This window comes from Martinezella calliandrae (assembly GCF_030272695.1).
Classification (GTDB): Bacteria; Pseudomonadota; Alphaproteobacteria; order Rhizobiales; family Rhizobiaceae; genus Rhizobium; species Rhizobium calliandrae.
This window is the reverse complement of record NZ_JARFYN010000009.1, coordinates 168,885-187,591: the sequence shown is the minus strand read 5'-3', so window position 1 is coordinate 187,591 and position 18,707 is coordinate 168,885. Positions and strand designations below refer to the sequence as shown.

Sequence of the window (18,707 nt, the reverse complement as noted above, 5' to 3'; positions counted from 1 at the left end):
ACCAGACGGCCTTCAGCTTCCCATCGGCGCAATGTCGTGATCGACACGCCCAAAACTTCCGCCGCTTCGCCTATGCTCACAAATCTCTCCATTTTGGAGAGATATACATAGATTCAGTAAGATTGCAAGCGAACTGTTCTAACCCCTCGCCTTGATCTTGGCGGAGGTCATTTTGAAGCCGATCTCGCCAAGATATCTTGGCAAATGACCTCAATGTCCTGACGGGCTTCGATTTTGTGCCAGGTCATGTTGGAGGAGCGCCGTGCAAGTTGCATCTCCAAAACTTCGACATTCGCATCAGAGGGGCCGCCGCCCCGCCGACCGCTCACGCGCTTCCAGAGCAATGCGGGATCGGCGTCAAGCCAAAGCCCATCGAATTGAACGTTCCGGTGACGTGCCGGTGCTTCAATTGCATTTCTGTGGTCGAGATCATCAAAGACAGCGTCGGCAACGACGCTTCCGCCATCGGCAAGAATAATATCGGTCCGCAGGACCATCTCCGCATAAACCTTCCTGGATATTTCCGGCCGATAGGCAGCCTTCGGAAGGCGCGTTTCGGCGGAAACACCATGCATGGCTTTGCGAACGCGATCACTTTCGACAATCCGTGCCCCCGGCGGCACGCCAATGTGGGGAGCGAGCGCTTCCGCAACCGTTGTCTTGCCGGCCCCGCTCAGTCCGCCAAGGGCGATCAGCCGTGGTGCCCTTGTTTCGAGCAATTCTCTTGCCAGCTCGAAATAGCGTCGGGCTTCGGCACGCAATTCGTCTTTGTTCGCCGTCGCCGTTTCGGCTTGGGTCGCGATGACATGCGCCCTGACCGCAGCACGGACGGCAAGCAAGAAGGGCAGGAGCATAAACCCTTCCTCATTGTCGGATTCATCGAAATAGCGGTTCGCTACGAGATTGGCGAAGTGCTGATGGCCTTCATACCAGAGGTCCATAAGAAGAAAGGCAAGGTCATAGAGCACATCGACCGTGGCGATCTCATCATTGAACTCAATGCAGTCAAATAGGCGTGGATGACCATCAAGGAGGCAAATATTGCGCAGATGCAGATCGCCGTGACACCGTCTCACCTTGCCCGCCGCGCTGCGCTGTCGCAATCGCTCCGCGTGCCGCTGAAGCATGTCTCGAAAAAGCTGGCTGAACGCCGCGACCTCGTGCTCGGTAAACACGGTGCTGGTCGCGAACCCGGCGTCGTTGATGTCCAGAACCGATTCCATTTGGCGGGCGCCGTCCACGCCTTGGGCAACGACGGCATCTTGATGGAAGAGGACGATCATGCGAGCAGTTGACGTCATCAACTCATCTGTAAGTTTGTTCGCGGCCGCAAGCCTGTCGAATAGGAGATCCTGATCGAAACGAACCATCTCGACGACAGCGTCGACGCACGCGCCATCCTCAGCGAAGCAAACGGTCCCGCTCTTGTCTTTAACCAGCCTCTTGACGCCGAGATAGAGCCCGGGCGCGGTTGCGCCATTTAGCTCCAACTCCTTCCGGCATGCGTCCAAACGAAGGGGTGCGGATGAGAAGTCGACGTAGGGAAGCTTCACGGCCTTCTTCATTTTATAGGCGCGTTCGCCTGCCAGGAAGATCCGCGAGATATGCGTTTCGATCACCTCTATCGGTGCATCGAGACCGTGGGATTTCGGATCGCTCAGAAAGGCTATGGCCGCTCGCTGGTCGTCGACAATCATCGTTGCTTCCCATATTTTGCCGATCTTCTTCCAATCGAACCGCCGCCTTCATGCTCCCCCAAAAAACGGTAAGGGCGGCGGCCCGACACCCCGTTGGAAAAATACCTCCGAGGTGACTTTACCAAATCATATCCAACAGCGGACACATTGATGAGGATCAAGGTACCCATTGCTAATGCACTTAAGATGTTACATCGAAGCTCTTGGGTGGAGATACAAGTGCCCCATCTGTCCCGAGAGCAATTGATTTACGCTTTATTGCCATCCGTTCGCGATGCGGGTGACCTCGCAATGACCGATGGCAAACCGTCAATCAGGTGATGACGAAGACGGATGGGTCACCTGAGACCGCAGCCGATCTCGAGTGTAACAGACTATTGTGTGAAGCCTGCAAACAACTCGATGCGGATATTCCAGTTCTAAGCGAAGTCAACGGTGGCTGGTTACGGGCTGTTGACGGCCCAATGTTCGTTGTTGATCCGATCGACGGACCATTGCTGGCAGAAAAGACTTCACCATCAATATCGCTTTGGTCGAAAAAACAGTATCCCGACTGCTGCAATCATATATGCGCCAGCTCGTCAGCGCGGCCGAGATCGTTGGATCTATGATTATTTGACAGGCATCAATGCCCAATCTTTAGTTTCACCTAAATTCGAATATGCGCACTATGACTGCCTCGGAGGAACTTGCCATGAGCATTTTCAAAGAACGGGAAGAAGCCGCCGAAAAAGAATATGTCGTGAAGCTTGAACAGTCGTTTCATATCAGGGCGAGACGTGACAGGATGCTGGCTCGCTGGGCCGCCGATTTGATTGGCCGGCAGGATTTCGACGCCTATTTCGGTGAAATCATCACCGCCGATTTGGCCGAGCCCGGGGATGAGGGGCTGTTCTCCAAGCTCCAGGCGGATATGCAATCGGCAGGTGCCTCGATCGATGCAAAAGGCCTGCGCGAGAAGATGCGCCAACTTCTGTTCGATGCAGCGAAAGAGGTTCGCGCCGCCGGCTAACAAAAGACAGCAACTGGTTCCAGTTGGTGCCTGCGAAAATGCCTTAATCGAGCAGCTCTCGCAGACGAATGGCGAGTTCGTGGGCGGTGTAAGGCTTCTTAAGCCAACTGCCCGCCTCCGCAAGTTCCCGGCCGGCTATCGTCGGCTCGGCGTAGCCGGAAGTGAACAATATCTTGATGCTCGGGCGTAATGCCCGAACTTTCTGGGCCAATTCGTCGCCCGTCAGGCCACCAGGCATGACAACATCGGTAAAAAGAAGCGCGATCTCCGGATTGTCTTCGAAGAGTTTCAATGCCTCGGCGCCGTTTGCCGCTTCTATAACTTTATAGCCGGCATCCAGCAGCCGCGACACGGCAACGCGACGTACGCGCGCGTCATCTTCGACGACGAGGATGCACTCGGAGCCGCGGGGAATATGCGGGCGCCTCCCCATTTCGGCAGGTTCCGCTGGCTGGCCGGGTTGGGCTTTCTGCGCCGCCGGCAGGAAGATGCGAACGCTCGTTCCCTGCCCGATCTCGCTGTAGAGCTGAACATGGCCTCCCGATTGCTTGGCAAAACCGTAAACCATGCTGAGGCCGAGCCCGGTCCCCGAACCCATTCCTTTTGTCGTGAAGAACGGCTCGAAGGCATGCTCTCGGACCTCGCTCGACATCCCCACACCGGTATCGGTTACGGAGATGAGCACGAACTCACCGGTACGAACCTGCGGATACATCTGGGCATAGTCGGCATCGAGCCGCGCGTGGGAAATCTCGATCGACAAAAGGCCGCCGCGCGGCATAGCATCACGCGCATTGAGGGTCAGATTGAGAAGGGCGTTCTGCAATTGCGACCCGTCGACAAGCGCTTCGTTCGTGCCGCCGGTCACCACCGTTCGCAATTCGATGCTTTCTCCGAGCGTTCGTCGCAGAAGATCTGAAAAACCGGCCACAAGCTGCCCGATATCGACCAGCTTGGGATTGAGCGGCTGGCGGCGGCCAAATGCCAGGAGCTGGCCCGTCAGCTTGGCCCCATCTTCGGCAGCCGCCTGCGCCTCGGACAACAGTGACAACAGCTTTTGATCCTGAAGTCTTCCCTCTATCATTTCCAAATTGCCGCTGATGACGGTAAGCAGATTATTGAAATCATGCGCCAGTCCGCCGGTCAGTTGGCCGATGGCTTCCATTTTTTGGGCCTGCCTAAGCTCTTCCTCGATCTTGTGCCGGCTGGTCAGGTCGCGCACGAAGCCCGTAAAGATGCGCTTCCCGTTTGCAACTGCTTCGCCGACCGACAGCTCCATCGGAAAGATCGTACCGTCCTTGCGTTGCCCTCTGACAACGCGGCCGTAGCCGATAATGCGCCGCTCGCCAGTGGTCAGATAGTGGTCGATGTAGCCGTCATGTGCCTCGCGGTCCGGGGAAGGCATCAAAATACGGACATTTTTTCCGTCGACCTCATCGGCCGGATATCCGAACAGGCTCTCCGCCGCCGCGCTGAAGGAGGTGATCATGCCGGCCTCGTCGATGACGATCATCGACTCCGGTACGGTTGCCAGAATCGAGCGCAGGTGCGCCTCGCGCTCAGCGAGATCCGCCTGAATTCGCTTCAAGTTACTGATATCATTGTTTGTTTGCACAATGAGTTGTCGGGTTGGATCGATCGAGAAGGCCGTCACCCACCGACTGGCAACGACAATGGGCCGGCCGTCCTTGTGACGATGAACGAGCTCTCCTTGCCAGACGCCGTGCCGGGCGACTGTTTCGCGTATCCGATCGAGGGGCTCCGGCAAAACGGTCGCGAGCAGGTCATGAACCACCTGGCCAACCGCTTCTTCACGGCTCCAACCGTAAAGCTGCTCGCAGCCACTCGTCCATCGGCTAATGACACCATCGAAACCGTGAATGATGATGTTCGCGCCATCCAGGACGCGAGCAATCTCCTCCAGTCCACTTTCTCTCGCCTGTGCCAATGATGACTGCTCGTTCATATTGATTTCGCTTGTAATTGCCTAGTGGCGCCGTCCCGCGCTGTCAAAGGCCAGAACGATCGAGTTGGCGTCGTGACATTCATCTCCATCGCCCGCAAGATGTGCGAGCGTCCCGGGTTTTGCAATACGAATGGAATGGCGGCCAGCCGGGCTGACGACGCCTTTATTCGTCAGCTTCGTCATCGTCCTCGAGATGGTCTCGATTGTCAGTCCAAGATAATCGGCAATATCCAGGCGCGTCATCGGCAGGTCGATGACGCTTGCCGAGCGCTCTTGCTCGCGCGCGCGCCGCAGCTGCTGCAGCAGAAAGGTGCAAAGTCTTTCCTCGGCATTTTTGCACGACAGCAACACCATCTGATCCTGGGCCGCCGCCATCTCGTCACATAGTCGCGCAAAGAGCTGCGGCCTAAGTTCCGGCGAGCCGCTGACCGCGTCCTCGAAGGCTTTGCGAGCAAAGCGACGGAGTTTAACCGGGGTCACTGCCTCGGCACTGTAGAGATAATGATTCTTGAGCGAGACGCCGACAAGATCGCCGGAATACAGAAAGCCCGTGATGACGCGTCTGCCGTCAGCCATGATCTTGAAGATGCGTAAAACGCCTTCAACGACCTCGAAAAGATGTCTTGCCGGATCGCTCTCGAAAAACAGCGACTCGCCGGCGTCTAAATGTTCCACCGGCTGCTTTCTAAACAGCGATTGCAGGCAAATCGGTTCTTCGCCGAAAACGACCGCTTCACTATAGCTCGGAGCCTGTACCGCATAGCCCGCCTGCAACATGACAATCCCTCTCAAATGTTTTGTCGATGTTGGATAATTGATCGTCCGTGCGTGACAGCCGAATGCCGCGCGTGTTAGAAATGGCGCGATTTTGTAACGGATTGTCACAGGGCGGCGCGGCCTACATTTATTGGAATTTTTCGTGATGGCCTCCGACCAGCTGCGGCGTGAGCATGTGCTTGTAGTAGACGACGATCCGCGAATTCGGCAAATGCTGACCCGATATTTCGAGGACGAAGGATATGCGGTGAGCGCCGTGTCAGGCGGCGTTGAGATGCGGGCGCGCCTGCGGCAGGAGAGTTTCGATATCATCCTGTTGGATCTGGTTCTCCCCGGAGGGGAAGACGGGCTGGATCTCGCGCGTGAAATTCGCGCGCAGTCGGACATTCCAATCATGATGCTCACCGGCAGAGACGACGTGGTGGACCGGATCGTTGGCATCGAGGTCGGAGCCGACGACTATATCGCCAAGCCTTTCCACCTCAGGGAAGTGCACGCGCGTCTGAAATCAATCCTTAGACGCCGGCAGCCTGTTGCCAAGGCACCCGAGACCAGCATCGGCGAAATCATCCGCTTCGAAGGCTGGCAACTCGACGTCGCAAAACGTCAGCTCCTGGCGGCCGATGGCGGCGAAGTCGAATTGACCACCGGCGAATTCGACATGCTCGTCGTCTTCGTGCGGCATGCCGGACGTGTCCTCGGCCGCGAGCTGCTGATGGATCTCACCCGCGGTCGCAACCTCGAAGCTTTTGACCGGACGATCGATGCTCAAATCGCGCGGTTGCGCAAGAAGATCGAAATCGATCCCAAGCACCCGCAATTGATCAAATCGATCCGTGGCGTCGGCTACGTGTTCACAGGCAAAGTGTAAACGGCACACCTGAATGTATCGCACCTCACCGGGGCGAATTGGCAACCCAAACCATCAAACCGTGATCCAGGCGGTTGAATTGTGTCTCGTCCCGCATCCGCTGCCAATTGTCCGGGCCCTGATTCCAGAAGCGAACTCGCGCGCATTTTAATTCTTTGGCCCGTAAGTTGATGCTTGCGAACAAACCTTCGGCGACGCCACGCTCATCGGCGGCACTGATGGCACAAAGAAAGACGACGTCGAGCAGCGCTCCCAAGATGGGATGCTTGAAGTGCCGAAAGATGCTGAGGCCCTGGATATATCCGCGCGGGTTGACGGCCACGAGGATTTGTTCGCGCCGGAAGGCATCGGAAGCCATCCGATGCCAGCTTGCGAGATCAAGGGCCGGGACAGCTGCTTGGATGAGCGGGTAGGCCCGCTCGATCTGATCGGATTGCAGCAAAGCGACGTCGTAGGTTCCAACCATCTTCCCCTCCCATGCATCTGTTGATGTGACGACAAAATCGGAGGACGCGGCAGTGCCCTCCTGCTCGTTTCACCGCGTCATCAACAATGGGACCGGTGTTGTTTCCAGCATTGAGCGTGTGGTCCCTCCAAAAATCCATTCCCGCATACGCGAATGCCCATAGGCACCCATGACGATCAGGTCGGCTGCAACATCCCTGGCATGCTGGCGCAGGACCTCGGCGACGGTGCGGCCGCCGCTTGCCAGGATATCGACCGAGACCCGGACTTCATGCCGCGCTAGAAATGCGGCGATATCTGCGCCCGGCTCCTCGCCGTTGCTACGGATTGATGCGTGCGGATCGACGATAACGACATGCACATTGTCGGCTCCCGTCAATTGGTTCATCGCAGCACGGACCGCGTGACTTGCCTCGTTGCGGGAGTTCCAGGCCAGGAGCACCGTGCGTGGTCGAAGCGAGGCGGCATATGCTTTCGGCACAACGAGAATCGGCGCCGGCGATTGAAACAGGGCGCCATCCAGAATGCGCCAGCGCATGTCATCCTCCGCCAGGAGACCACCACCGATCAACGTCAGGTCAGCGTATCGGGCACGTTCGCCGATCTCGTTGTCGACCCATCCGTATTCCGTGAAGAGATCGTCGACATCAAATGAAATATCGCTCGATTGCAACAGAGTTTTTGCGGCCACGACATGCTGGCCGAGTTTCTCCAACTGGCGCTCGCGTTCTTCGGCCCATGCGGATGAAGAGATTTCGCCGTATCCGCCGATGGGAGGTATCGCGAGCGCAGTTAGCAGCACTGAAAGATGCGCCCCCGCCGCGCGGCACAACTCGATCGCAGCGCGCAGATCCTCGTCGTTTTGATTGACGCTAATAATGCTCAGAATGGTTTTGGCTCGCATGTCACACCTCACGATTGGAATTGTTCGTTCGCTGCAAATTTAGGCCTGTGCCCGTGCAGCGCCTTGATCCTGGTCAAGAACCTGCACGCGACCGAAAATATTGCCTGTGCGCGCAGCATGTCGGAGGTGGGTCGTAGCGGTGGCAGGCTTGGCTGTGTGACCATGGAATTGCTTGATGTGGGTCAATGCGAGGTGTCGCGGTCAATCATAAAACCGATGGCAATTCTCCATACTCAGCCTGTTCGGCTGCCCGGCAGGATGGGTAGAGGGCCGTTTCCAACTTCAGGGATAAAGCCATGCAAGCAAAAGACATTATGACGACGACCATCGTATCGATCGATCCGGCCTGCAGCATCCGCCACGCACTGAACCTCATGCTGGATACAGGAGTGAGTTGCCTGCCTGTTGTCGAGGATATCGATCGGCTCTGCGGGATATTGACCGAAGACGATCTTTTCACGCGCAAGGAAGTCGACGCCAATCTCCCCGACAAGGCTGAACCGGTGAAGGATCTCAACCAGTATATCCATAGCCATAGCTGGTGCGTCGGCGATGCCATGACATGTGACGTCGTAACCGCAGCGCCGGACGCCCCAATTTCCTCGATCATCGGCCTCATGCAGCAGCACCACGTCAGGCAAATTCCGATCGTCAGAGAAAATCGGCTGGTCGGCATCGTCAACCGGCGCGATGTCTTTCGCACGATAGTCAACAGCGCCCAAGACGTTATCGCCGCCGGCGACGATGCGGTTCGACTGGCGATCAAGACCCGGTTGCGATCCGATCTCGGTTTGGACTGTGACAAGATCGATATCGCGGTTGAAAATTCCCAGGTAGCAATCGCGGGTGGGGTTCGGTCCGAACTGGAACGGAAGGCAATCAAAGTCCTCGTGGAAGACATCCGTGGAATTGGTGGGTTTATCGATCGGATGCATGTCACCGGCGGCCATGCATGAGCGCTTGCCGGCGGGGTGAACGCCGCCGAGTAGTGCTTGTCGCCAAGGAAAGAGGTCGAAACCCCCCACCGCCTGACCAAAATCAAAACACGGGGGGCCAGGAAATCGCGTAAGACTGGCCCCTTCTGCATGTGAAAAAACCCGTCTCGTTCGAATCCAAATCGAAGGCTCGCAACCAGCCTCGCGAGCCGCGCTCAGGGTGGCGCGCATATCGGTTCACGTAAAGGCGGTCCGCATCAATGATGTTGCGGCGCTTCGTCGGGTGTGACCAAGGCGAACATTGAGCCTCAATGCGTTGGTCACCACGATCAATGAAGACGTGGACATGGCAATGGCGGCGATCAACGGTGTCGCGTAGCCGGCGATAGCGATCGGAACGGCAATCACGTTATAGCCGATTGCCAGAGCGAAATTCTGGCGGATGAGAGTAGCCGCACGGCGCGCCAAAGCAATTGCGTCCGGAACCGCATCCAAGCTCTCGTGCAGGAAAACCAGATCAGCTGCCTGTCGACCAACGTCGGAAGCAGTTGCAGGCGCCATTTAAACATGCGCCGCGGCCAGCGCTGGTGCATCGTTAATGCCGTCCCCGATCATCATGACCCGGTGACCTTGGCTGCACAGATCGGTACAGGCCTCGACCTTCTGCTTGGGAGCCAATTGCGCGTACCACGTATCAGCAACGAGTGGGCGAGCCGTCGCCTCGACAACCGCTCTTCGGTCGCCGGAGAATACGCAGCTTCCGATGCCGGCAGCTTCGAGTTGGCGGATCGCCTCGAAAGCCCCGGGGCGCAAGCTGTCTTCGAAGTAGAATCGAGCCAGTTCGACATGGCCTTTGGAGAGCACGACCTCAGACAGCGACCGGTTGCCTTCATGGGTCCCTGACACGGCAGCGCAGGCGAACTGAAAGTTGCCAAGCCGATAGACGCCCCGCGGGCCGGCTACACGTGCCGGGGGCACCAATCAGAGGCCATCGCAAGTAGGAGACAAGAGAATGCGTTTCAAAACCGGTCTGATCGCTGCGACCGCAGCTATGATGGCTTCGGCAATGCCACTTATGGCGGCAGATCACCAGATTCAGATGCTCAACAAGGATGCGGATGGCGCGATGGTGTTCGAACCAGGCTTCGTCAAGATCGCACCCGGCGATACCATCACCTTCATTCCGACCGACAACACCCACAATGTCGAAACATTCAAGGAACTCATTCCTGCCGGAGCACCGGAATTCAAATCCAAAGCAAGCGAGCAATATCAGGTCAAGTTCGATGTGCCCGGCGCCTATGTCGTGAAGTGCACGCCGCACGCGGGCATGGGCATGGTTGCGTTTATCCAGGTTGGAGACCATCCGGCAAATCTCGAAGCCATAAAGACCGCCAGGATTCCAAATCTGGCGCGAAAGCGCCTTGACGCGGATCTCATGCAGGTCACCCAATAATGCGATAATTGCCAGTGGTGACCTGGCCTGAGGCCCGGTCACCCTATTTATGTCCTAGGCATCGTGGCCTCGCCCGTGCGATCAGCGGTTATGCGCTTTTGCCGCCCGAGACACGTCTGAAGGGCCCCGCTCGGGCGCCGTTCAGGCCGCCTTGCTGTGTGTTCGCCCGGATATGCCGAGATAGGCGTCGAAGGCCGCGGCGACAGCTCTGATCATGAAACGCGATTCCTGGCGCACGGTAACCTTGCCGTCATCAATCTCAATCACGCCGTCGCCTTCGAGATCTTTGAGCCTGCCATTGTTTACGAGCAGATAGTCGACGTCGAAGCCGGAACTTTCAGTGATGCTGTTCAAGTCGACCGAGAAATCGCACATGAGGCGCTCGATGATGCGGGCACGAAGCCTGTCTTCGTCCGTCAGGCGATACCCCTTCGCGGTCGCGAGAACACCGGACGCGACACGATCGACATAGGTGCCGAGTGCGACCTCGTTCTGGACGTATCCCATCGGCAATTTGCCTATGGCAGAGGCTCCGATGCCAATCAACGTCTCGCAGGTGTCCGTCGTATATCCCTGAAAATTTCGGCGCACCTCCCCCAGGGAACTGGCAACAGAAAGCGTGTCATTGGGCAGAGCGAAATGGTCGAGACCTATCTGGACATAGCCTGCCGCAACCAGTTGTGAAGCAATCGCCTCCGCTTGCGTGTTTCTCTCGTCGGCGCACGGGAGCGTTGCGTCGTCGATCAACCGCTGATGCTTCTTGAAGGCCGGGATGTGCGCATAACCAAACACCGCAAATCGCTCGGGGCGCATCTCAATCGAAGCATTCACGGTATCGATGCACGATTGAACCGTCTGATGCGGCAGTCCGTAGATTAGGTCGAAATTGATGCTGGAAACGCCTGAAGCTCGCAGCAGCGACACGGCTGCGCTCGTCTGTTCTACGGATTGCTTGCGGTTGATTGCTGCTTGGACCATCGGGTCGAAGCTCTGGACGCCGAGGCTTGCCCGATCAACGCCGTTTTCGCCGAGCGCTTCTACCATTTCGGCCGACAGCGTGCGAGGATCGATTTCGATCGCTATGCTACAATCAGATTGGAAATCAAACGCGCTCCTGAGCTTCTTGATTAATGCTCGAAAATCGTCCGGCCTGACGATTGTTGGCGTCCCACCGCCGAAATGCACGTTCTCGACCATGATCGGTTTGTGCGCAGCAAATGCGACCAACTCGATCTCCTGGTGCAAGACATCGAGATATTCAAGAATCGGGCGATCCTGCCGCGTGATGCTCGTGTGACAACCGCAATACCAGCACATGGAGCGACAGAACGGGACATGAAGATAAAGCGAAACCGGCCGATCCTGGTCGAGATTCGCCAGTGCTTGCGCATATGCGTCCGGCCCTATCGCCGAGGAAAATGCAGGTGCCGTCGGGTAACTGGTGTAGCGCGGCAACCGTGCTTCGCCGTATTTGGCGACCAGGGGATTGGACATGATTGGTTCCTTCAAGCGGACTGAAGGGCATTTGGCGCCAGAAGCGAGATCTGTCCTTGCGCTAAATCAATGACGACCGGCTGTAACCGGCACGAGCATGAAGGTTGTTTGCTGGCAATCAAAGTCGCGCGGCCGCCTCGAGGCTAATCTTGCTTATCTGGCGGGCCGCGGCCGCCGCCCGCCTCGCCCTTTGAATTGCGCGGCCGAAGGACAAAATTCCACGACTGATGCAACGCTAAGGCGGAAATCCCCTCCTTTCAGATGATTGGGGCTGATGACGTCAGACCACGTTTATCATCAACTCGAAGCGCTGCTCCTTTCACCGGGTCGAAGATGGGCTCGAAGCCGATTACCCTATCTTTTTAGAACGACCGACTCCGCGAGCGCTTGGCTCTCGGGATCGTCGTGATGAACCGGGTAACGAAAAGTTGCACGCACGGAAACAGTCGACTTATGCTCAATGTTTAAAGTGGCTAGTAGTGTCACTCGCTTACCAACGTCGCCAGCAAACGCAGCGCATGTCATTCGGCCACTTAAGCCGCGCCATCCAAGGCGGATCGTATCACCGCAGCCATTTGGGGCTCCAAGCGGCTGGTCACCGACAAAGCGGCCGGCGTGCTTTGACGGCGGATCTCGGTAACGAGATGTTCGGCGAGCCTGATGGCGAAGGCGACAGCGGGTAGCGTTGGGTTAGCCTGTCCTGACGTAGGGAAAACGCAACTACCGGCGACGTAGAGGTTAGCGATATCAATGACGCGACAGTCCTGATTGACAACGGCGTGCTTGCGGTCCACGCCCATCTTGGTCAACCCGATTTGATGATAGCCATCCTTGGCCTGAGAATCGATATGCTCTTCAAGATGTCCTGGTGCTGTGTCGAATATCAGCTTGCCTATTTTGTGCTCCTTGAGCCAGCGATCGAGAGTGAGATGCGCCTGGAGCGTGCCGCTGATATCCTGTGGCAAATATCGGAATGAGACGTCTAGCTTGAACTGGCCGTCCGCATCTTGCTCGCGCTTGAGGAACGCGCGGTTTGAGCTGCTTGGAATTTGCTCCCCGTGGTAGCGCAGGCCGTATCTCATGTCAGGCATGCGCAGCAGGAGATAAGGTTCGGCCCGGCCGTATTTCTGGCGAACCAGCTCCAGCGCTGAATAGCTCGCGCCAAACGGTTTGCGCAGTACGTTACGCAGCACATTATAGTAACGGGATCGGTCGGCGTCGCGCCATGTTGCCTTGTGGACGACGGCCTTTTTACTATTCCAGAGATATAGCAGCGAGAGCGCCGCGTCGACCTCACCGAAAGCGGCCCTCCGGTTCGTCGGCCAAAATGCGATATTCGGCAGTTCGAGTGCGCGTTGCAGCTTGGGGCCAGGTTGAAACCGACTGCACACGAAGGTTCCGGTGGATGTGCGCTTGAAGAGATACCGTTCGGCATGCTCCTTGGCGGTGAATTCGACCTGTGCGATCTGCCCAGCAAGGTGCCCCATGTAGAAGCGCCCGAGCGGCCCATCGCTTCCACCGAACAATTGCGGAAACGCGACCTGAAGGTTTAGCAGAAGCCGGGTATTGCCCCTACCGCCACAGGCCAGCACATAGCGCTCTGCGCACAGCTTGTAGGAATCGCCGCGGCAGGCAATCGATATCGAATGTAGCCGTTCTTCCCCCGGATCGAATGCCAGAGCTTTGACCCTCGCGTCCAAGACGACGTAGAGGTTCTTCGAAGAAGCGAGCTCAGCCTTGTTGGCTCTCGCCGTGTTGCGTATTCGTGTCCAGCTTTCCCGGGATATTGGAAAATCGGCATCCGATTCCGGCTCCGATCGCTCGCCGGCGACATTGCTGCTCAAAAGCGCACGAGCCCGCTGGTAGAAACGCGAAATCTCTTCGTGAGCAATAGGCCAGCCGGAGTGAGCGACATAGTCTCTTGCTTCGAAGTCAATATCATCGAGCTCAACGCATTGCCCACCCCATCGTTCGGACGTACCGCCAAGTCCGGTAGCCGAAGTAACTTGGTCCGCGGCGTGATGGATATCGTCTCCTATGTCGAACCCTGTTTCGTTTTGTTGAGGTCGTTTCGGTTGTTTTGGCCCGGCCTCGACAAGCAGGGTTCGCATGCCGCGCCTGCTCAATTCCAGCGCAGCGGCAATACCGACCGGACCTGCGCCCACGACGCACACGTCAAAACCCTGGTGAAACACCTCTGGACCCGCAAACATCTTCGCCCCCTGTTTTCGCGCTAATGTCCTTCCGGCAGTAGCCGCAATCACCCCTCCGTGCCCTGGACGGCATTGCGGATTAGTCTTGTGCCAGCACGCTAGTGCCTCACCATTGGCAGAACAATTTCACTTAAAGTAGAATGAAAATGGCCCCTTACCTCTAGCAAAAGGATTAGTCACAGCTTGTTGGCTCTACCGTGCTCTACCGTCCCGTTCGTCGTCCAGCCGAAGCAAAAGGGATTCCCGATGCAACCGAAGATCGAGATTGCTATAAAAGAAAACATCCTGCTCAATTTGATGCTCTCAACATTGCGATCACGATTTTGGCTCAGTTTTCGCGGGCGATCCTCCAGAACGCGCGAACAGTTCCGTAGTTTTGGGAGACTATTTCCTTGCTAACATGGCCATCAGCAAAGACTTTCCGCAATATTCAGTCACGAAAGTTGCGCATCGGCGGCAAAGTGAGGATCGCTTCTGCGTTCCATTGAGACTTGCATTAGACTGTGTGCTAGCGACATCCGCCTTGCCTCGATGATTTGCTTGAGGAAGACGCGTCTACGGCCCCGCCGGGACGTTGAAGAATTGCTCCGGGAGTCCCTGTTCTAGAAGGCGCCCCTATTCCAAGAATACAACCAAGTTTGATACTTCTCGCGCACATTGCATTTCGTATGTCGCCATGATCATGATCTTTCGTTCGCGGGCAAGCTCGCGAGTAATGTCGAGAGCTTCAGCGACAAGCTCCGGGTCCCAGGACTGACGTTATCTCATCAAGCAGAAGCGCCTCGGGGCATTGATGCTGAATGTCGCGCCGCGGCGCCTCGCTCGGCCAATTTGCTGTTCAATCTGCAGTCCATCTCCCCAATCAAGCATGAGGGCGGAGCCTGTCATCAAAGCGGAAGCGTCGCTTACCAGGAAGACGATCGGCGCCATGAGATCCTCCACCCTTGAAAGACGACTGAGGACACGCAAAAGCTCCGCTTTGAAGGCCATGCAGCGACTGAAGCCCTCATCGCCCATTTGGTCGCGCAATAAAGCGAATGGCCGGCACTGCCGGCATGACCTATTTGCAACGACATGTTGATGATGGAACCCGCGATTCCGGCGGCGATCCTGTGCCGCGGCCACGGCCTGCGCCCGCAAAAAAGTGCAGCGCGCACATTCAGGTTCATCATCAGGTCGAAATTCTCGGGCTGCCTCGACGAATGGCCCTGACCGATTGGTGCCCGCATTGTTCACGAATATGTGGTACTCGGGCTGCGGAAATCGCCGCATGCAGCGCCGGCAGGTCAGTCACGTCGACGACCAGGGTTTCGACGACATGGCCAGCTTCGCGCATCGCGCCTGCTGCCGCGGCGACGGCATCGGCGTAGAGATTGCAGAGCCTCACAGAGGCGCAAGAAGATGCCAGCGCGGGTCGCGGCAGCAAGCCAAGGCCGCCACATGCGTTCGTCACGAGAGCGCGGCGGACGTCAAGCCTGAGCGAGGGTGTCACAGGCAAACGCGGTCATCGCTCGCGATGCCAATCTGGCTGTGCCATCGATGGACAAACACCTCCGCCCGAGGACGGAAATCCTCGTCGAACCACTCTCGAACAACGCCATAATCGCGACCTGAAGTCGCTGGATTAACGTATCGGCAAAGGCAGATCATCGCCCTTGTTGCATACTACCGGACGGTCACGCAGGTGACGGTGGTCAGCTGGGCAACCTTGGTAGACACACTGCCGAGCACCAGTTGAGATAGGCTTGAAAGGCCCCTTGCTCCACAGACGACGAGGTCGGGATGCACCTCCTCGACCACTTTGGCGATCTGTTCGGCGGCATCACCCTCCATGAGATGAGTTGAAACTTGCTTTACCCCGCGCGTCTTGACGTCGGTGCTCGCCCTGTTGAGAATTTCGGTGCCGAGCGCCTGCAAGATGCGAAAGTTGCCAGCAGAATCCCTTGACGAAAATGTGGCCGGGAGGCCGGGTACGAGCCCGGCCGACGCTTTGGAGTACAAATCATCGAGGTGTTCTGTCTCCACCATGCGTCGCAAATCTTCATCGATCTCACCGGAAAGCAACACGTGCACCAGATGGACCTCGGCGTCATATGCCGCTGCAAGAACGGCACCAATCTCGGCCGCCTTATGTGCATGGTCGGACCCATCCGTGGCAATTAGGATCTTCTTATACATGTCGTCTCCTCCCGAGCCGGTTTCAATTCGGACAATAGCCGCGCAGGCGCGCTAGAGTGACGCCTTCCTGTGCGGACCGCATTGAGGCGGATCAACTCCGATCGTTATTTCCCTTTCCGAGGAAGTCAGAATGACCCGAGAAAGGTTCCCAAAACAATGACTGCGATCAGTGCCAGGATCGCGCCAATAATGCCGACGACAACGATGTCGCGGTAGCTTTCGCCGTGAGTCGACCCACAAACCGCAAGCAGCGTAACCACTGCCCCGTTGTGAGGCAGGCTATCCAGCGTCCCTGCTCCGATGACCGCGACACGGTGCAACAGTGCCGGATCGAGACTTGTCTCCTGCGCGCGCGCCAGGTAGGTAGCGCCAAGCGCATCGAGAGCGATCGTGAGGCCGCCGGAGGCTGAGCCGGTGAGCGCCGCTAGGATGTTGGTGGCCACCGCAATCGAGACGAGCGGTCCTCCACCGATACCGAGCACCCAGTCGCGCACGATCACAAAGGCCGGCATTGCAGCGACAACCGCTCCAAAGCCTACCAGACTGGCGACGGATACCGCCGGAAGGACCGACGCGTTGGCACCTGCGTCCATCGTCGCGCGCAATGTCGGCAGTCGGCGGAAATTCAGCGCGACGACGGTCGCGACCGCGGCTCCCAGCGCCGTGACGACGGCCCACACACCGCTTACCGCGGAGCGGGAAATCCCACCCCACCGTGCTTCCGAAAGAAACCCGAGATCAAGCGACGGCAGGATTAGCAGCGTCATGCTGAGATTGACGAGGATAACTACGGCCAGCGGCAACACGGCGATAAGGATGGGTGGTGTCACTTGGGCACGTTTGCCATGCGCGATTTCGGCGGGGTCGAATTCCCTTCCGACCGAAGCGCGTTCACGCATCTGCTCGTCGGAAGCGAGATCGTCTGATGTCGCGGGCGAGCCCTCTCCGAACTCTTCGCCGGACTTGCGCGCAGCCGCCTCGATGCGACGAAGCCACCATAGGCCGAAACCAAGCATGATCGCAGAGGCGACGATGCCGAGTCCCGGCGCGGCAAACGGCGTCGTACCGAAGAAGGGCATCGGTATGGCGTTCTGTATCGATGGCGTTCCCGGAAATGCCGACATGGTGAAAGTAGATGTTCCAAGCACGATCGTCGCGGGCATCAGCCGCCGCGGAATGCCGGCCGACCGGAACAGTTCCTGCGCCATTGGCGCGAGGACGAAGAAGGCAACAAAGAGGCTGACGCCGCCATAGGTGATCAGCGCACCGGCGATGACGACGGCAAGGATTGCATGGTTCTTTCCGAGCCGCCGCATCATGAAATCGGCAATGGCGCTTATTGAACCGCTGTCCTCCATCAGCTTGCCGAAGAGTGCGCCGAGCAGGAACAACGGAAAGAACTGAGCAAAGAAATGGGCGGCACTGTTCATGAAGGTCAGCGTCCAGTGTGCCAGCACTGGTTCGCCGGCAAAGAGCGCGGCGACGAGCGCGCCGAACGGCGCCAGCAACAAGACGCTCCAACCACGGAAGGCGAGCCAGACCAGCAGCCCGAGCCCAATCAGGATGCCGAGAAGCCCCACCTTTCAGACCCCTTCCAGCAATATATCGAGATCAAGCGACGAGCGGCTGCCGAGATCGCCGCCATGGGCGTTTAGGAATGCATCGGCGGACCTGCGGCCCTCCTTGTGCAGCATGGTCAGAAACTCCCACTCCGCATTGAGTTTTGATGAATAGCCGAGGTCGGTCATGGCGTCGCTTGCGACCCGGTGGACGCGCATCGACGCCCAGCGCGCGCCCTCCTCGTTATCCAACTGTGCGACCTTCCGTAACAAGGCGATCATCTTCAGTTCCTTCAAAAGGACTGCGTTGAAAGAGACTTCGTTGAGACGATTGAGGATCTCACGTGCGGACCGAGGTGTGCCAGGCCTTTCGACCGGATTGATCTGCACGAGGATGGTGTCCTGCGATGTACATTCTCGCGCAAGCGGCGTAATCGTCGGATTGCCCGCGTAACCGCCGTCCCAATAGGCTTCGCCATCGATCTCTACGGCTTGAAACAGCGTCGGCAGGCATGCCGAAGCTAGCAGCACGTCCGGGGTCAGCTCGCCATTGCGGAAAACGCGGCCGCGGCCGGTGCGGACATTCGTTGCTGTCACGAACAGCTTGATTGGACTGGCCGCTAGTCGCTCGAAATCGACGGTTTCCGCCAATATGGCGCGCAGCGGGTTGGAGCCGGCAGGATTGAGATCGTAGGGCGAGAACACACGCGCCATCATGTCCATCGCCACGAAAATCGGCGAATGGTCGAGCGTCCAGCGACCGAGCAGGAAATCAAGGGGACCGCGTCGAAAGGGACTGAAGCGCGCCGCCTCGGATACCTTGCGCCAAAATGCCTCCAGCGCCTCGCGAGCGCCTTCGGCGCCGTTGGCGGCATAGCCGTGCGCCATGACCGCCGCGTTCATCGCTCCGGCCGAAGTGCCCGAAATCCCTTCGATCAGCAGCCATGGCTCCTCCAAAAGGCGATCGAGGACACCCCAGGAAAAAGCACCGTGCGCGCCGCCGCCTTGAAGGGCTAGGTCGACGCGAAGTGGCTCCCGTTGCATTGCCTTCGCAGTTGCCGGCATCGGCCTTGCCCATGTTTAGATTGTGCGGCGCACAAACATTATCGCAGATTTGTGCGCTAGTCATCCTCTGCTTTCATAAGACATCGCTTTTGCGATCTACGATATGTCATTTCCG

The 18,707-nt window shown here is 57.7% G+C and carries 17 protein-coding genes and 1 pseudogene; 4 read left to right on the top strand and 14 right to left on the bottom strand.

What is annotated here, in order from left to right; translation table 11 throughout:
- Window positions 1-92, bottom strand: a 92-nt coding sequence (locus tag PY650_RS09600; protein ID WP_285878933.1) for a MerR family DNA-binding transcriptional regulator, incomplete at its 3' end; no start/stop codon positions are given.
- A 75-nt stretch (window positions 93-167) separates the two neighbouring features.
- Window positions 168-1,697, bottom strand: coding sequence for a bifunctional aminoglycoside phosphotransferase/ATP-binding protein (locus PY650_RS09595; protein ID WP_285878928.1), 1,530 nt, complete (start codon window positions 1,695-1,697; stop codon window positions 168-170).
- A 694-nt stretch (window positions 1,698-2,391) separates the two neighbouring features.
- On the opposite strand from PY650_RS09595, the gene PY650_RS09590 reads away from it, so the two are divergent.
- On the top strand, window positions 2,392-2,709 hold the full coding sequence (locus tag PY650_RS09590) for an ATPase inhibitor subunit zeta (protein ID WP_285878927.1): 318 nt from the start codon (window positions 2,392-2,394) through the stop codon (window positions 2,707-2,709).
- A 43-nt stretch (window positions 2,710-2,752) separates the two neighbouring features.
- Here the strand turns inward: PY650_RS09590 and PY650_RS09585 are convergent, their stop codons facing one another.
- On the bottom strand, window positions 2,753-4,675 hold the full coding sequence (locus PY650_RS09585) for a hybrid sensor histidine kinase/response regulator (RefSeq protein WP_285878926.1): 1,923 nt from the start codon (window positions 4,673-4,675) through the stop codon (window positions 2,753-2,755).
- Between the two features lie 21 nt (window positions 4,676-4,696).
- A complete protein-coding gene (locus tag PY650_RS09580) occupies window positions 4,697-5,452 on the bottom strand; it encodes a Crp/Fnr family transcriptional regulator (protein ID WP_285878925.1) in 756 nt (251 codons plus the stop codon).
- 145 nt (window positions 5,453-5,597) lie between these two features.
- Between PY650_RS09580 and PY650_RS09575 the strand changes: the two genes are divergently transcribed.
- Complete coding sequence (locus tag PY650_RS09575; protein ID WP_285878923.1) at window positions 5,598-6,323, top strand: response regulator; 726 nt, start codon at window positions 5,598-5,600, stop codon at window positions 6,321-6,323.
- Between the two features lie 25 nt (window positions 6,324-6,348).
- On the opposite strand, the gene PY650_RS09570 is transcribed toward PY650_RS09575, so the two are convergent.
- Together PY650_RS09570 and PY650_RS09565 are read right to left on the bottom strand one after the other, a co-directional pair.
- Window positions 6,349-6,681 (bottom strand): hypothetical protein, encoded by a 333-nt coding sequence (locus tag PY650_RS09570; protein WP_285878921.1) that lies wholly within the window; start codon window positions 6,679-6,681, stop codon window positions 6,349-6,351.
- A 177-nt stretch (window positions 6,682-6,858) separates the two neighbouring features.
- Entirely contained in the window at window positions 6,859-7,692 is an 834-nt protein-coding gene (locus PY650_RS09565; RefSeq protein ID WP_285878919.1) for a universal stress protein, read from the bottom strand.
- A 296-nt stretch (window positions 7,693-7,988) separates the two neighbouring features.
- On the opposite strand from PY650_RS09565, the gene PY650_RS09560 reads away from it, so the two are divergent.
- Window positions 7,989-8,648, top strand: a complete 660-nt coding sequence (locus PY650_RS09560) for a CBS domain-containing protein (protein WP_285878917.1) — start codon at window positions 7,989-7,991, stop codon at window positions 8,646-8,648.
- A gap of 216 nt (window positions 8,649-8,864) precedes the next feature.
- Here PY650_RS09560 and PY650_RS09555 read toward each other — a convergent pair.
- A pseudogene (locus PY650_RS09555) lies at window positions 8,865-9,572 on the bottom strand (HAD-IC family P-type ATPase); the annotation flags it as partial.
- A 67-nt stretch (window positions 9,573-9,639) separates the two neighbouring features.
- Here PY650_RS09555 and PY650_RS09550 point away from each other — a divergent pair.
- Window positions 9,640-10,083 carry a pseudoazurin gene (locus PY650_RS09550; RefSeq protein WP_285878916.1) on the top strand — a complete coding sequence of 148 codons (444 nt, stop codon included), beginning with the start codon at window positions 9,640-9,642 and terminating at the stop codon, window positions 10,081-10,083.
- 141 nt (window positions 10,084-10,224) lie between these two features.
- Here PY650_RS09550 and hemN read toward each other — a convergent pair whose 3' ends face one another.
- From hemN to PY650_RS09515, 7 genes are all read right to left on the bottom strand, one after another.
- Window positions 10,225-11,577, bottom strand: a complete 1,353-nt coding sequence (hemN, locus tag PY650_RS09545; protein ID WP_285878914.1) for an oxygen-independent coproporphyrinogen III oxidase — start codon at window positions 11,575-11,577, stop codon at window positions 10,225-10,227.
- 533 nt (window positions 11,578-12,110) lie between these two features.
- Window positions 12,111-13,790 carry an FAD-dependent oxidoreductase gene (locus PY650_RS09540; protein ID WP_285878912.1) on the bottom strand — a complete coding sequence of 560 codons (1,680 nt, stop codon included), beginning with the start codon at window positions 13,788-13,790 and terminating at the stop codon, window positions 12,111-12,113.
- A 905-nt stretch (window positions 13,791-14,695) separates the two neighbouring features.
- Window positions 14,696-14,959: a hypothetical protein gene (locus tag PY650_RS09535; RefSeq protein ID WP_285878932.1), complete on the bottom strand. Its 264-nt coding sequence runs from the start codon at window positions 14,957-14,959 to the stop codon at window positions 14,696-14,698.
- 2 nt (window positions 14,960-14,961) lie between these two features.
- The gene (locus PY650_RS09530) at window positions 14,962-15,288 is read right to left on the bottom strand and encodes a Rossmann-fold NAD(P)-binding domain-containing protein (protein WP_285878911.1); all 327 of its coding nucleotides are present in this window, start codon (window positions 15,286-15,288) and stop codon (window positions 14,962-14,964) included.
- Between the two features lie 167 nt (window positions 15,289-15,455).
- A complete protein-coding gene (locus PY650_RS09525) occupies window positions 15,456-15,968 on the bottom strand; it encodes a universal stress protein (RefSeq protein WP_285878909.1) in 513 nt (170 codons plus the stop codon).
- 125 nt (window positions 15,969-16,093) lie between these two features.
- On the bottom strand, window positions 16,094-17,548 hold the full coding sequence (locus tag PY650_RS09520; RefSeq protein WP_285878907.1) for a GntP family permease: 1,455 nt from the start codon (window positions 17,546-17,548) through the stop codon (window positions 16,094-16,096).
- A gap of 3 nt (window positions 17,549-17,551) precedes the next feature.
- Window positions 17,552-18,592: a patatin-like phospholipase family protein gene (locus PY650_RS09515; RefSeq protein ID WP_285878906.1), complete on the bottom strand. Its 1,041-nt coding sequence runs from the start codon at window positions 18,590-18,592 to the stop codon at window positions 17,552-17,554.
- Window positions 18,593-18,707 lie beyond the last annotated feature (115 nt).